The sequence below is a fragment of the Pseudomonas sp. SYWMCR5 genome (genome assembly GCF_057197165.1).
In genome coordinates, this window is sequence record NZ_JBXUNH010000002.1 from 160,221 (window position 1) to 175,048 (window position 14,828).

Here is a 14,828-nt window from a genome sequence, read left to right on the forward strand (position 1 = left end):
GAAATGGAAAAAGTACCCAAAAATATACCCGCAAGCGCATTGGAAATGAGCGGAACAGGACGGACGAATTTGGACGAAGTATCAGCCTAATGCACTGATTCTATTGGTATTTATGGAGCTTGATGGAAGTGAGTCACAAGCTATCGGGATCCCCAAAAAACATCTGTATCCGCGACCGCAACCACCGCTCTGCCGGGTCGTTGTCCTGCGCCCCGCGCCAGGCCATGTGCAGTTCAAAGGTACGCACATCCAATGGCAGGTCTTCGGCGCGCAGGCCGCCGGCGGCGGTGAGGGTTTCTGCTGCATAGTCCGGTACCGTGGCGATGATGTCGGTGCCGGCGAGCAGGGTGCCGAGGCCGTTGAACTGCGGTACGGCCAGCACCACATGACGCTTGCGACCGATTTCCTCGAGGGTTTCGTCGATGAAGCCGGACAGGTCGCCGGCGAACGAGACCAGCGCATGCGGACGGGCGCAGAAATCGTCAAGGGTGATATTGCCCGGTACGCTGTCGGCGCGCAGCAGTTTCGGCTTGCTGCGCCGCAGTACCTTGCGCTTGGCGTTGGCCGGAAGGTCAGCGGTATAGCTCACACCCACCGAAATCTCCCCGGAGGCGAGCAGGGTCGGCATCAGCAAATAGTTGACCCGCCGTACCACCAGGACGATGCCCGGTGCTTCGGCGCGGATGCGCTTGAGCAACTGCGGCAGCAAGGCGAACTCGGCGTCGTCCGACAGACCGATGCGAAATACCGAGGTGCTGGTGGCTGGGTCGAAGTCAGCGGCGCGGCTGACTGCGGTAGAGATCGAATCCAGGGCCGGGGAGAGCAGGGCGAAGATCTCGTGGGCGCGAGCCGAGGGCTCCATGCTTCGCCCGGTACGAACGAACAGTGGGTCGTCGAACAGGTTGCGCAGGCGTGACAGCGCCGCACTGATCGCCGGCTGGCCGAGAAACAGCTTTTCGGCTGCACGGGTTACGCTGCGCTCATGCATGAGCGTCTCGAACACGATCAGCAGGTTGAGGTCTACGCGGCGCAGGTCGTTACGATTCATCGGTGCGTTTCGCCTTGCTCAGGTGGGTCGGGGTGAATATTAAGGCCAAAGGCTGTTACCCTGCACGGGTTTACGGGGGCCAATGCAGCGATTTGCCCGTAGCCCAATCAATGACAGGCATGTCGACTATTAACGGCCACTGATGGTCTAACGTGCAAAGCCCGGATAAAGTCCGTGGTAATACGAGGTTCACAAAGGCGAGGTATGCGATGTCCCGCATGATCCGTTTCCACAAGTTCGGCCCGGCCGACGTGCTCCGTTGCGAGGAGCAGGCCGAACCGTCTCCCGCAGCGGGCGAAGTGCAGGTGCGCGTCGAGGCCATCGGCCTGAGCTGGTATGACGTGCTCTGGCGCCAGAACCTGGCACCATCGCAGGCACGCCTGCCGGCAGGGATCGGCCATGAAATGGCCGGGGTGGTCACGCAGGTCGGGGAGGGTGTCGACGATATCGTCGTGGGCGACCGTGTCGCCAGTTTCCCGGCGACCAGCCCCAATGAGCATCCGGTCTATGGTGATGTGATCGTGCTCCCTCGCACGGCCATTACCCGTTATCCCGACCACCTCACTCCGGTCGAGGCCAGTGTGCATTACACACCGCTGCTGATCGCCTACTTCGCCTACGTCGACCTGGCGCGGGCCAAGGCGGGACAGACGGCACTGGTCACCGATGCCAGCCATTGCGCGGGCCCTGCCTTCGTGCAGTTGGGCAAGGCCTTGGGCTTGAAGGTGTTCGCCGCCACCAAGGAGCCGGAGCAGCGTGAGTACCTGCTGAGCCTGGGGGCTGACAAGGTGATCGTCACCGAGGAGCAGGACCTGCTGATGCAGATCGGCAAATATACCGATGGCCGCGGCGTGGACATGGTCCTGGATGGCATGGGTGGGCCGCAGATGTCGCTCCTCGGCGATGTCCTTGCGCCTCGCGGCAGCCTGGTGCTGTATGGCCTGCAGGGGGGCAACCAGACGCCATTCCCGGCGTGTGCGGCGTTCCAGAAGAACATCCAGTTCTACGTTCACTGTATTGGCAACTTCACCGGCAAGCCGGAGTTGGGTATTGCCCAGGACCAGGTCGCCCTGCAGCGGGCGTTGCGAGACATCAACCAGTTCACCGCCGACAAGCTGCTGACGCCGCAGATCATCAAGGTCTACCCGTTCGAGCAGGTTGTCGAGGCTCATCGCCTGATGGATGAATGCCCCTGTGGCGGGCGGATCGTGCTGGACATGGGAACTGCGTGATTGCAGCACATCGAGTTGCATGAAAAACCGGGCCTAGGCCCGGTTTTTTTCTGATATTTCCTACAAAAATTTAATTAAGGTCCGACGCAATTAAGGCTGTCGCGTTAATGCTGTTTGCTTGTCATTTCTGATCAGGATTCCATACTTGGGTTTTCTTTTGTTGTATGTAGATCAATACCGCTCTCCTGAATGGTTTTTTTACCTGGATCTGTATCTTTTATTCAGTCGACAACCCTCGATAATGGCTCTGTGATACTTGACGTGGCTCGGCTGAATGAAGCGTGTTGGCGCTGCTGATGCGGCCCAGGGCGCCTGCAGGTGCATTGCAAATGCCTCTGCATTGAGTGAGTGCCGGCCTACTGTTGCCTGGAAATTTCCTAATAACTTGTGGGAAATATCTTGGAAGTGAATCGCGACCTGTTTCTCACGTCGGTGAATGCCGGCTTTCTTTGCGCTCAAGGAATGGAGTGGACCATATGAGCAATATCCATGAGCAGGCCATGCACTACATATATCAGCAAGTACTGGATCGTCTGCTGGAACATATGTCCCAGGCGCAACGGGCCTGCGTTCAATTGCTGATTCAGCGCCTGCTGGTGGCGGCAGGTGGCGTGGAGTACATCGGGGACTTTCGTGTGTTGGTGATACACGGGCATGACCGATGCAACACTCGCCTGCTGGCGTTTCTGCGTGCTGCGCAACTGAGCATCGCGCTACGCGCGCCCCACACGTTTCGCCTGCAAGTGGTGGTCGCTTGCCAGCCCGCACCGGGAGCAGAGGTGCTTGGCGGTCTGGAGAGCACCTTCAGTGCGCTGTTCCTGCAGGATGACCCCCGTGTGGAGTTACTGCTGGCTGGCGGCCAACAACTGCAGCCTTTCAGCCGCCGCGCCGCGTCGGCTGCCAGCACATCGTACGAGCGCGAAGCGCTGCTGATGTTCGGTCACCTTTCTGCTGGGCGAGCAGAATCCTTGCTAGGCAGTCGTCTGCACCTTGAACTGGCCGAAACGTTGCGCCGCATCCTGTCCCAGGGGGCGATGCCCAGCGCGTTGGTCACGGCGATCCCTGTGCGGCAGCGGCGACGTTACCTGGCCTGGAGTCGTACCGTCATGCGTCTGACCGGCGAGCGCGGAAGCCATGCCATACACCAGTGCGCCGCAGTGTTGTGCGAAACGCTGGGGCGCCTGCGAGCACTGGTTGCCAGGCCTACGGAGCACGTCGAGGCGAGAGCCCCGTCATGCCAGGGCCAGACGCCCCTGCGGGTGATCGCGGTCGATGACCTGATCAATGACTCCCGAGGGGAGGACGCGCTGTTTCACATGCTGGGTATCGAGATGCCTGCGTCAGCGCGCGAAGAGCCGCTGGCTGCGTTTTTCGACCCTGCGTACCTGACTCACCTGCAGCGACTGCGCGATCAATGTCTGCTGGGCAGGCGCGACGCCGTCCGGTCGGGGAAGGGCACGGGCAGGCATCTGTTTCAGGAGGCCTATGCTATCGACGACAGCCAGCTGATGTGCCTGTTGTACGCCCCGTTCGCCGAGCAGGGCCGTGGCTTGTTGGCGTTCCTGCAGCGCTGCCATCCGGCGATGCGCGTTGCACTGCCCTATCTGCACCGTGCCCTGCAGGGGCAGCCGTGTCCGGAAGCGGTCGTCCATTGGCTGATCAGTACCAGTGGATTGAGCCTGGCGCAGTTGCGCGTCATCTATTCGGGGGGGCTGCCGCATACGGCATCCCGGCTGGTCGCGAAGCTGGCACGGCGTGACGTTCGGCTGCGGCTGCTGGCGCACCCCTTGCCTTGTGCCGAAGCGATGGCGAAGGTCGCCAGTTGATGGGGCGTTCCGTGCGGCGCGAGTTCGCCTATCAGACGGTCTATCGCTACCTCGAAACGCTGATCAGCCATGCCCGCGAGGGAGGGGATCCGCGCTTGCCGTCGCTGCGCGACCTGGCCCGGCGCATGCGGGTTTCCCTGGCCACGGTGCAGTATGCCTACAGCCTGTTGGAGCGCGAGGGGCGGGTACATTCGGTGCCCAAGTCCGGATATTTTGCGCAGGTTCCGGTCAATGAGCCCGCCAGTGCGCCGAGGGCGAGCACCGGCCAGTGCGCACCGTTCATTCTCCCGCCATTCTCATGTGGGGCGCTCGAGCCGCTGTTGCTGGCGCATGAGCGGCGTCTGGCGCGACAGTCTGCGCTGACGCAGACCGGCAGCGCGCTGCTGCGCAATGCGCTGGCCGCCCGCCATACCCGTTCTTCCAGGCAGTTCTGGCGAGCTGAGGACGTGCATCTGGCGACGGATGTCCAGGCGTTACTGCAGACATTGCTGCTTGCGCTGGACTTGCAAGGAGGCACGGTACTGGTGGCGACGCCCTGTTGCTGGCAACAGTTGCAGGTCTTGCAACAGCTGGGGATGCGCGTTGTCGAGTGGCCGCTCGATACCCAGGGTGGTTTGGACCTGGATACCTTGGCACAGCTGTTCAAGCGCGAGACCGTACGCCTGCTGTTGATGCCGTCATGCCTGGCGACCCCTCCGGGACGCCTGGTGTCGCTGGATGAGCAGCGTGAAGTGGCGCGTCTGCTGGCGGGATATCCGACGTGGCTGCTGGAAAACGACCTGGACAGCGACCAGTGTTTCGTTGCGCCACCTGCGACGCGCCTGCGCGACTGGGTCGATCCGCACTGGCTGCTGGTGTTGGGTTCGCTGGAAGGCATGATCGGCGCCGAAGCGCCCTACGCCTATGTACTGAGTCGGCACCCGGCAGTGTGTGAGGCTTTTGTGCGACGCAGTTTCGTGCTACCCCCGCGGCGTCAACAGGCGGTGGCCTGTCTGCTGAGCCGAGGCGATGTGGACAGTCATCTGCAGCAGATGCGCGACCGTCTGCAAATGCGCATGGCGATTCTATGCCATGCCGTCGAGCAGCATCTGGGCAGTCTGTTGGCGTTCAGCGAACCTGAAGGCGGGCGTGTCCTGTGGTGTCGCCTGGGCTTGGCAGTGGATGTGCGTCAGTTGGTGGAAGCCCTGAACACTTCGGCGCTGCTGGCGGCACCTGGAAATCTGTTCAGCCTGCGAGACGGCTATGACCACCACCTGCTGCTGGCCTGGCAGGGGGACGATGCCGGCGAGCTGGAGCAGGCACTCGAAGCGCTCGGAAAAAGGCTGCAGTGCTTGCGTAGCAACGCACAAGACAGGTCGAACTGACCGTCGATCCGGCGCGCTTGCCAGGTTGCCTCGTCTGTATGTATAACCAGTATTCATGTTTGCCTGCGACGCCATGCCGTGATTGCCCATTCCGTCGAAGATCCGCTCTATTACCTGCACAACTTCCGCCAGGTGCTGAGGTGGGTCGAACACCGATACGCCGATATCCTTGACCCGCACGAACAAGACTTTCTCCGAGTCTTCAGCGGGCTGGCCCAGCCGACGCAGGCACTGTTGGTGCGCATGGTCATGCGCAAGGGCGAGCTGTTTCGCGGCGACCGGCTTGAATATGCCGAGATCGGCGACACGGGCGCAGCTTTGCAGCCTTTGCTCACGCTGGGCTGGGTCTGCGCGAGGCCGATACTGGGCCTGGAGCAGTTGTTCGCCTTGTTGCGCCGGGACGAACTGCTTACCTGCTTTGCCGATCAACTGGCCCATCCTCGCGTGACCAAGACCCAGTTGCTGGCTGCGCTGCGGCCATTGGACCTGCCAGACAGACCACTGTCTGCCTGGTTCGAGCAGGCGCCGGTGCAGATCCTGCAGTGGCGCTTGCAACCCCTGTGCGACCGCCTGCGCCTGTTGTTCTTTGGCAATCTTTATCAGGATTGGTCGGAGTTCGTGCTGGCCGATCTGGGCGTGCTGCGCTATGAGCAGGTGAGCTTCAGTGCGGATTCGCGCGCCTTGCGCCAGCGCGAGGAGGTCGATCTGGCGATGGCCTTGCATGCTTGCGCCGAGCGGCTGGAGCAGGGAGAGGCGCCAAGTACGTTGCTGCAGGCGTTGGAGCGGGCCAACAGCAGCAATCCCTGGTTGGCCAGGCGTCGCGCACGTCTGCTGTTTGCAATTGGCCAGCGCTGCGAGCGGCTTGGGCAATGGGATCTGGCCCTGAGTGTCTACGATGGGCTCGACCACCCCGAGGCGCGCATTCGCCAGGTGCGTGTGCTCGAGCGCAGCGAGCAGTGGCAAAGGGCGCAGGCACTGGCGTCACACATGGCCCAGACCACGGCCAATCCCCTCGAGGCCCAGGCGTTGGCGCGTATGCTGCCGCGCCTTGCACGCAAACTCGGAGGGCCGCCTCGACGCCGCGCGTCTGCTGCCGTGCAGACACTCATCGAACTGGCGTTGCCCGTGGAAATGTCCGCAGTGGGCGTGGAGGAAGCGGTGCGCCTGCACCTGGCGCACGCCGACGGCGAGGTCCATTACGTCGAGAACACCTTGTTCAACAGCCTGTTCGGCCTCTTGTGCTGGGAGGCGATTTTCGCGCCGCTGCCCGGCGCGTTCTTTCACCCTTACCAGGCGGCGCCCCAGGATCTGCACGACAGTGATTTCTCGGTGCGCCGCGCCGCCTTGTTCGAGGCCTGCCTGGGGCGGCTCGACGATGGCAGCTACCGACAGGCGATACGCACCTGTTTTGCCAACAAGCATGGGCTGCAGTCACCGTTCGTGTTCTGGCAGGTACTGAACGAGGCGCTGCTCGAGCAGGCCCTGGCCTGCATTCCTGCCGAGCATCTGAAGCAGTGTTTCCGGCGCCTGCTGCAGGATATTCGCAACAACCGCGCAGGTATGCCCGACCTCATCCAGTTCTGGCCGGGGCAGGGGCGTTACCGCATGATCGAGGTCAAGGGGCCGGGTGACCGCCTGCAGGATAACCAGTTGCGCTGGCTGGACTTCTGCCGTGAGCACGGCATGCCGGTCGCGGTATGCCATGTGCGCTGGTGCGAGGCCGCGTCGTGAGTCTGAGTGTGGCGGTACGTGCGCTGTGTGAGTTTGCCGCCAAGGTCGGCGACCTGGACTTGCGCTTCACGCCGTCGCCCACCGCCCAACAGGGCATCGACGGCCATCGACGGGTTGTTGCGCGGCGCGGTTCTGGCTACGAGGCGGAGGTATCGCTGGAGGGCGAGTACCAGGGATTGCGGGTGCGGGGGCGAGCCGACGGCTACGACCCGGTGCGCAACCGGGTGGAGGAGATCAAGACTCACCGCGGCAATCTCGACCGCCAGCCGGACAATCATCGGCAATTGCACTGGGCGCAGGCCCGCGTCTATGCCTGGCTGTTGTGCCAGTCGCGTGGGCTGGAGCGGATCGAGGTCACGCTGGTGTACCTGGACGTCGACAGCGACCGACAGACCTTGTTCAGCGAGCCGCAGCATGCCGCGCAACTGCAGCACTTCTTCGAGACCTTGTGCCAGCGCTTTCTTGGCTGGGCGCACGCCCAGGCCGCACGCCAGCGCCTGCGGGACAGCGATCTGCAGGGGCTGGCGTTTCCGTACCCACAGTTCCGCCAGGGCCAGCGCCAACTGGCAGAAACCCTGTACAAGGCCGTGGCCACCGGGCGCTGCCTGATGGCCCAGGCCAGTACCGGTATTGGCAAAACGCTCGGCACGCTGTTTCCGCTGCTCAAGGCCATGGCCCCGCAGCAACTGGACAAGCTGCTCTTCCTCACCGCCAAGACACCAGGCCGGGCACTGGCGCTCGACGCACTGCGCCAGATCACCGACACCACCCCGCAGCCCAGCCTGCGTGCGCTGGAGTTGATTGCCCGGGACAAAGCCTGCGAGTACCCGGGCAGTGCCTGTCATGGTGAGTCCTGTCCGCTGGCCAAGGGTTTCTACGATCGGCTGCCAGCGGCTCGCGAAGCAGCGTCGCAGGTGGTGTTGCTCGACCGTGCGGGGTTGCGCGAGGTCGCGCTGGCACACCAGGTCTGCCCGTATTACCTGGGGCAGGAGATGGCGCGCTGGGTCGATCTGGTGGTTGCCGACTACAACTATTATTTCGACGCCCATGCGCTGCTGTTCGGCCTGACCCAACTCAACCAGTGGCGGGTGGCTGTGCTGGTGGACGAGGCGCATAACCTGGTGGAGCGCGGCCGCGCCATGTACAGCGCAAGCCTCGACCAAGGGCAACTGCTGGCCTTGCGCAAGGCCAAGCCGGCGGGCTTGAGCAGCGCTCTGGAGCGTCTCAATCGCCAGTGGAATGCGTTGTACAAGTCCCAGCGGGCACCGTACCAGGCGAGCGACCAATTGCCCGAGGCATTCCTGCGGGCGTTGCAACAGTGCATTGGCCTGATTCAGGAGGCCATGGAGCAGGCGCCTGCGCACGTCGAACCGCAGGTCCTGCAGTTCTATTTCCATGCCCTGCAGTTCAGCCGTGTGGCCGAGCTGTTCGATGAGCATTTCCTGTTCGATGTCAGCCTGCGTAACGGCCCGCGAAACCGTCGTCTGGCAACCCTGACGCTGCGTAATGTGGTGCCCGCGCGCCTGCTTGGCCCGCGAATGGCTGCGGCGCGCAGCGTCACCCTGTTTTCGGCGACGCTAGGGCCTCGGCGCTTCTATTCCGACTTGCTGGGTATGCCGGCAGACACCGCCTGGCTGGACGTGGCCGCGCCATTTCGCGCCGAGCAGTTGCAGGTGCGGATCGTCAGTGAGGTTTCGACCCGCTTTCAGCAGCGCAGTGCGTCCCTGGCGCCGATCGTCGGGCTGATCGGCGAGCAGTACCAGCGTCAGCCGGGCAACTACCTGGCGTTCTTCAGCAGCTTTGAATACCTGGAGCAGGTGATGGCCCTGTTCGCCGAACGGCACCCCGAGGTGCCGCACTGGCGGCAGGCGCCGGGCATGGACGAGGCCGCACGCGAGGGATTTCTGGCGCGTTTCGTGGCGGATGGGCGAGGGATAGGTTTCGCTGTACTGGGCGGGGCCTTCGCTGAAGGAGTGGACCTGCCGGGCACCCGGCTGATAGGTGCCTTTGTCGCCACCCTCGGCTTGCCCCAGGTCAATCCGGTCAACGAACAGTTCAAGCAACGTTTGGCCCGGCAGTTTGGCAGCGGTTTTGACTACGCGTACCTGTACCCTGGCGTGCGCAAGGTGATCCAGGCGGCTGGTCGAGTCATTCGGTGCGACCAGGATCGTGGCGTGCTTTTTCTGATCGATGAGCGCTTCAGTGAGCCGCGGGTGCAACAGATGTTTCCTGGCTGGTGGCATACCGCCGCCAACTGATCCGGCCCCATCGCGCGCCGTTGCAACTCCCAGTACACTGCGCGTTCCAACACCTACATCCGTTGAACTCGAGGTTCTGCATGACGCTCAGCCCTTTGGCAGGCAAGCCGGCTCCGGCCAGCGTGCTGGTCGATATTCCCCGCCTGTTGACCGCCTACTACACCGGTCGCCCGGACGCTGCGGTCGCTTCGCAGCGCGTGGCCTTCGGCACTTCCGGACACCGAGGCACCTCGTTCGAGTTGAGCTTCAACGAGTATCATGTGCTGGCGATCACCCAGGCGATCTGCCTGTACCGCCAGGAGAAGGGCATCGATGGTCCGCTGTTCATCGGTGCTGACACCCATGCCTTGTCGGCGCCGGCCACCGCCAGCGCGCTGGAGGTCCTGGCGGCCAATGGCGTGCAGGTGCGCTTGTCCAAGGACGACGAGTACACCCCGACCCCGGCGGTGTCCCATGCGATCCTGTGCTACAACCGCGGTCGTCAACAGGGTCTGGCCGACGGCATCGTCATCACCCCCTCGCACAACCCGCCCCAGAGCGGTGGTTTCAAATACAACCCGCCCAATGGCGGCCCGGCTGACAGCGATGTGACCAAGTGGGTCGAAGCCAAGGCCAACGAACTGCTGGCTGCAGGTCTTGCGGGTGTCAAGCGCATTGACTACGCCCAGGCTCTGCAGGCTGCCACTACCCAGCGTCACGACTACGTGAGCAGCTACGTGGCAGACCTGGAAAACGTCATCGATTTCGAGGTCATCCGTAAAGCTAACCTGCGCCTGGGTGTCGATCCGCTGGGTGGCGCGGGAGTGCGCTATTGGTCGGCGATTGCCGAGCGATACCAGTTGAACCTTGAAGTGGTCAACACCGAGGTCGACTCGACCTTCCGCTTCATGAGCGTCGACTGGGACGGGCAGATTCGCATGGACCCTTCGTCGCCATACGCCATGCAAGGGCTGATCGGCCTGCGCGAGCGTTTCGACGTGGCCTTTGCCTGCGACCCGGACCATGATCGCCACGGTATCGTCACCAGTGACGGCCTGCTGCAGCCGAACAACTACCTTGCCGTGGCCATCGACTACCTGTTCCGCCACCGCCCGCATTGGCGCAGCGACGCCGCGGTCGGCAAGACCGTGGTCAGCAGTGGCATGATCGACCGGGTCACCGAGCGGTTGGGGCGCAAGCTCCATGAAGTGCCGGTGGGCTTCAAGTTTTTCGCCCAGGGCCTGTTCGAAGGTTCGCTTGGTTTTGGTGGAGAGGAGAGTGCGGGCGCTTCGTTCCTGCGTCTGGACGGCAGCGTCTGGGCGACCGACAAGGACGGCCTGATTCCCGCATTGCTGGCGGCCGAGATGACTGCACGCACGGGGCGCAATCCGAGCCAGGCCTATGCCGACCTCACCGCAGCGCTGGGCAAGCCGTACGCCACCAGGGTCGAGGCCAAGGCCGATGCGCGGCAGAAAGCGCTGCTGAGCAAGCTGGCGCCTGAGCAGGTGAAGTCCACCGAGCTTGCCGGCGAGCCGATCCAGCAGATCCTCAGCCATGCGCCAGGCAACGGTCAGGCCATCGGCGGCCTGAAGGTGATGACCGCCAATGGCTGGTTTGCCGCGCGTCCATCGGGTACCGAGGACATCTACAAGATCTACGCCGAGAGCTTCGTTGACGAGGCGCACCTGCAGCGCCTGGTGCAGGAAGCCCAGGCACTGGTGGATGCGGCGATCAGCTGATTGTCTTGCGATCACCGGCAACGCCGGTGTCGTAAACCTAGGCTCTGTATGAAAAACCTTGATACTCGGTGATGCTGCGTTGAAAACAGCCTCGGAATGCTCATTTACAACCCGTAAAGTCGAGCGCGACCCCGGCCGTTCCTCGGCTGTTTTCGCCTTGCCTGACCTTCGTCTCAAGGCTTTTCATACAGACCCAAGTCGTACGATTCGCGAGCTAGCCCGCGAAAAGTACGACTTGGCCATCTGGCTCAGGCCACATCCACCAGCACGATCTCGCTGTCCTCGAGCGCCGTGACGCGCAGCACCTCTTCGCCTTCCACGGCAATCCCGTCCCGGGCTTTGGCGCGCACGCCATTGGCCTCGACCACGCCTTTGGCCGGAACCAGATACCCGCGTCGTCCGGCATCGAAACGGTACTCGGCGCTCTCGCCGGCACGCAGGGTCGCGGCCACCAGCCGTGCATCGGCACGGATGCGCAGAGCATCCTGATCCTCGACACGACCGCTGGCCAGCGTCACGAAGCCTTCGCCTCGCTCACCTTTGGGGAACGGCCGAGTCCCCCAGGACGGTGCGTCTCCGACCTTGTCCGGCACAATCCAGATCTGGAAGATGCGCGTGTCGACCTTCTCCAGGTTGTACTCGCTGTGCACGATGCCAGTACCCGCACTCATGACCTGTACGTCACCGACTTCGGTGCGGCCTTTGTTACCCAGGTTGTCCTGGTGGCTGATTGCACCTTCGCGTACGTAAGTGATGATTTCCATGTCCCGGTGCGGATGCGGCGGGAAGCCACTGCCTGCGGCGATCAGGTCGTCGTTCCATACGCGAAGGTTGCCCCAGTGCATACGCTCGGTGTCGTAGTACTCGGCAAAGGAAAAGTGATGATGGGCATCCAGCCAGCCGTGGTTGGCATGGCCGAGGCTTTCAAAGGGGCGCAGTTGCAGCATGATCAGGGTCCTCGGTAAGTGGGAATGGGGCCATGATGCGCCTTTCAAGTATCGAAAATAAGCGTAAATATCGACTTGTTTTTATCTGATAAATAGATGTTTTTGGTTGTGGTGCTTTCTGCGTTTCATCGCCTAATCCTATGATCTGCAAGCATTAGCTGGCACTTTTCAGCGGTTCGGTGGAACATGTTCCGCTGATTCGACTAGCAATGGAGTGACCGTGTCTTTCGAGCAGCCCCCGGCGCCACTGGACCTGACCCCACCCGCGCAATTGCCTTGGTTGCGCCGCTTCGCCGCTCGCCTGCTCGGGCGTGGATTGAGCCGTCTGCAGGCCCAGCACCGTGACTCATGGTTCCTCGGCCATGCCACTGGCCAGCGCAGCGGGCACGCCGATGGTTTGCGTGACGGCTATGAACGTGGCCGCGCCGAAGGGTACGAGGCGGGGCGCCAGGTCCTGGTGATCCGCGACAGCCGCCCGGACGGCGCTGCGGTGCCCGGCGAGGACGACAAGCTGTTCGACGACTGGCGCCTGCCGCTGACAGCAGAGCTGAAGAAACGCTTCAAGGCCGATGTCGGCCAGCGCCTGCCTGCCGACGCCCAACCCAGTGCCGCGCAATGGAAGCTGATCTTCAGCGATACGCCGTCTACCTGCGTGGTGGCGGGGGCCGGCGCCGGCAAGTCCACTTCGCTGGTGCTGCGTATCCTGCTGCTGCACCACTATCTGGGCTTCGAGCTGGACGCCATGACCGTGGTCACCTTCACTCGTGAGTCGCGCAAGGACTTCATAAAACGGCTGGTGCAGGTCTTCGCCCTCTGGCAGATCGACCTGCCGCCGGCCCGTGCCCGTGACCTGGTGCGCACCTTCCATTCGCGCATCCTGCCCCTGGTGCGCAGCTTGCCGGGGTTCTCTCAACTGCGCGCATTCGAGACCCTGGGCAACGATGTACCTGCCGGCAGCGAAGCCGAGAGCGAAGGTAACCCTTTCGATCTGCGCCTGAACGATGCCCAGCGCCAGCAGCTCAATCTGTGTTATCGCGACCTGCTGCGTGACAGTCCACGTTTTGCGGAACTGGTCGCGACGATGCGCCAGGAGTCCCTGCAGCTCAAGCCGCTCGATCCGGATCATCCTGATGTGCAGAAGCGCGTACAGGTAACGCAACTGGCGGCCCAGCGCGACGAAGAGTTGTGCGACGTAATCGAAGACCTGTGGTTCGCTGCGGGCGCCTGGCCGATCAAGGGCATCGAGCCCTGCCGGGAAACGGTGCAGATCCGTGGCCAGCGCTTCCATGTGCACGGGCGTCTTGAAGGGCTCGATGCCTGGGTGGTACTGGGCTTCGACCCGTCGGAAAGCGCCCAGTACCAACGTGCCAACGCCAAGCTGTCGGTGCGTGCCGAGTGGGCTGTAAAGCGCACGTTGTTTCAAGCTTTCTGCGATAAGCCACTGATTTGGCTGGATAACTACACCTCGGCAAAGCGTCTCGCCGCGTCGCTGGCGGGTGATGCGGTGGCGGGGCCTGGGTTCGAGTTCAAGGTCAAGGGTGAACTGGCCCCAACGCCATTACTCGATGCCTTCGTCGGTGCGGCGAGCTTCATCGAGAACCTGGGGCTGGAGGTCGGGAGTGCTGTTGCTCGCATGAGCTTTGCGCCGGGCGACAGCGATGCGCCGTTCTTCGAAGCCCTGGCCCTGTACTGGAAGGCGTTGGAGGCCCACCTGCTCGGACAGTCCCCGCCGGTGATGACCTATAACCGCATGTTCGCGCTGTTCGGCGAGAACAACCCCGAGAACCTGCAACTGTTGCCAGACCCGCTGCTACGCCCGCTGGCGCATCTGATGATCGACGAGTTCCAGGATGTCTCGCCACAGATCGTCAGTTGGCTGCGCGCGACGCTGCGTGAGATTCGCAGGCGTGGCCCAGGCATGCATGCCGGGCGCAACGCTGCGCATTCGTCGTTGATGTGCGTGGGTGATGACTGGCAATCGATCTACGGCTGGCGCGGTAGTTCACCAAAGTACTTCATGGAGTTCGGCAAGACCTTCCCATCGCCGGCCAATACCCGGGTGATGCTGGTCGAGAACTACCGGAGTCAGCAGCACATCGTCGATGCGGCGGAACACCTGGTGCGCGGCACAGCGGCAATCACCGGCAAGAAGGCCAGGGCCTGTGGTGGCGCTGCTGCGTTGCCGTTGTCGCCGGTCAAGGTGTTCGAGCGCGATGAGGCCGCACTCGGGCAAACCCTGATCGAGCATTACCAGCGTGGCGAGACAGTGATGATGTTGTTTCGAAAAAGTAGCGATAAGCTGCTGATTTCAAATCATATAGAGTCTGTGGTCAGGGCTGATTCGAGCCTGCCGCCTGAGCAGCGTCGTCTGCGTCAGCTCACCTATCACAGCGCCAAGGGCCTGCAGGCCGATGCCGTGTTCATGCTCGGCGATTGCCAATACCTGACCAGTTCGCCCTACAAGAATCAGGTTTACCGCATGGCCGGGTTGGGGCGTACCGGGGATGCGCAGCCGTTCGACAGTGCGCAGAAAGACGAGGCGCAACGCCTGGCCTACGTCGGGGTGACGCGGGCGATCAGGCACTGCTATTGGCATGTGGAAGCTGTCAGCGGCGAGACAGTGGCACTGCCTCGCGCATCCAGCCAGGTACAAGGCCGGCACGTCTACTTCGAGGACCTGCGCGGCCAGTGAGGATTCACAGCG

Annotated in this window: 9 protein-coding genes; 7 read left to right on the top strand and 2 right to left on the bottom strand. The window is 62.8% G+C overall.

Annotated elements, in window-relative coordinates; genetic code table 11:
* Positions 1-133: 133 nt before the first annotated feature.
* On the bottom strand, positions 134-1,048 hold the full coding sequence (locus tag AC2CGW_RS06670; RefSeq protein ID WP_054893748.1) for a LysR family transcriptional regulator: 915 nt from the start codon (positions 1,046-1,048) through the stop codon (positions 134-136).
* Between the two features lie 209 nt (positions 1,049-1,257).
* Here AC2CGW_RS06670 and AC2CGW_RS06675 point away from each other — a divergent pair, with 209 nt between their 5' ends.
* The 6 genes from AC2CGW_RS06675 (at position 1,258) to pgm (ending at position 11,177) form a co-directional block, all read left to right on the top strand.
* The gene (locus AC2CGW_RS06675) at positions 1,258-2,280 is read left to right on the top strand and encodes a zinc-dependent alcohol dehydrogenase family protein (protein WP_186664207.1); all 1,023 of its coding nucleotides are present in this window, start codon (positions 1,258-1,260) and stop codon (positions 2,278-2,280) included.
* A gap of 476 nt (positions 2,281-2,756) precedes the next feature.
* The gene (locus AC2CGW_RS06680) at positions 2,757-4,106 is read left to right on the top strand and encodes a hypothetical protein (RefSeq protein WP_484573735.1); all 1,350 of its coding nucleotides are present in this window, start codon (positions 2,757-2,759) and stop codon (positions 4,104-4,106) included.
* On the top strand, positions 4,106-5,470 hold the full coding sequence (locus AC2CGW_RS06685; protein WP_411382629.1) for an aminotransferase class I/II-fold pyridoxal phosphate-dependent enzyme: 1,365 nt from the start codon (positions 4,106-4,108) through the stop codon (positions 5,468-5,470). The genes AC2CGW_RS06680 and AC2CGW_RS06685 overlap by 1 nt, the downstream gene beginning before the upstream one ends.
* A 78-nt stretch (positions 5,471-5,548) precedes the next feature.
* Entirely contained in the window at positions 5,549-7,201 is a 1,653-nt protein-coding gene (locus AC2CGW_RS06690; RefSeq protein WP_186664214.1) for a VRR-NUC domain-containing protein, read from the top strand.
* On the top strand, positions 7,198-9,459 hold the full coding sequence (locus AC2CGW_RS06695) for an ATP-dependent DNA helicase (protein WP_484573736.1): 2,262 nt from the start codon (positions 7,198-7,200) through the stop codon (positions 9,457-9,459). Before AC2CGW_RS06690 ends, AC2CGW_RS06695 begins: the two co-directional genes overlap by 4 nt.
* An 80-nt stretch (positions 9,460-9,539) precedes the next feature.
* Complete coding sequence (pgm, locus tag AC2CGW_RS06700; RefSeq protein ID WP_484573737.1) at positions 9,540-11,177, top strand: phosphoglucomutase (alpha-D-glucose-1,6-bisphosphate-dependent); 1,638 nt, start codon at positions 9,540-9,542, stop codon at positions 11,175-11,177.
* Positions 11,178-11,425: 248 nt separating this feature from the next.
* Here pgm and AC2CGW_RS06705 read toward each other — a convergent pair whose 3' ends face one another.
* A complete protein-coding gene (locus AC2CGW_RS06705; protein ID WP_186664220.1) occupies positions 11,426-12,124 on the bottom strand; it encodes a pirin family protein in 699 nt (232 codons plus the stop codon).
* A 220-nt stretch (positions 12,125-12,344) separates the two neighbouring features.
* Here AC2CGW_RS06705 and AC2CGW_RS06710 point away from each other — a divergent pair, with 220 nt between their 5' ends.
* A complete protein-coding gene (locus AC2CGW_RS06710) occupies positions 12,345-14,816 on the top strand; it encodes a UvrD-helicase domain-containing protein (protein ID WP_484573738.1) in 2,472 nt (823 codons plus the stop codon).
* Positions 14,817-14,828 lie beyond the last annotated feature (12 nt).